General features: G+C 76.2%; 1 protein-coding gene. It reads right to left on the bottom strand.

The window, feature by feature from the left end; all coding sequences use genetic code 11:
- Positions 1-362 (bottom strand): MFS transporter (locus tag G3I42_RS07370; protein WP_203606486.1); only part of this gene is annotated, 362 nt, incomplete at both ends.

Genomic DNA, 362 nt, shown 5'->3' with positions numbered 1-362 from the left:
AGGGGTGGGGGTGCTCGGCGTAGGACGGGCGGGCCGGGGCGGTCGGGCCGGTCGCGGTGACGGTGCGGCGGACCGCGAGGGTCGCAGCCGTGATGACAGCGGCTCCGGCGACTCCTGCCCATCGGTGTCCTGCGAGGCCGCCTCCGGTGGCGTTGATGAGCGCCGGGGTGGCCGCTCCTGCCACCAGGGCGGCTACGGCGATGCCTGCGACGCGGCCGGCCACGAGGCGGGTCCTGGCTTCCTGTCCGGGTGCCAGGAGCGCGGGCAGTGCGGCGTAGGAGGCGTGGAAGAAGGCGAAGGCGGTGGCGGCGAGGGTGAACGCCAGGGTGGTCCACAGGGCGCCCGCGCCGCCGTGGGCGAAT

This window comes from Streptomyces sp. SID11385 (assembly GCF_010548245.1).
GTDB lineage: Bacteria > Actinomycetota > Actinomycetes > Streptomycetales > Streptomycetaceae > Streptomyces.
Note: the sequence above shows the minus strand (reverse complement) of the source record. Positions and strands in the feature narration are given on the sequence as shown.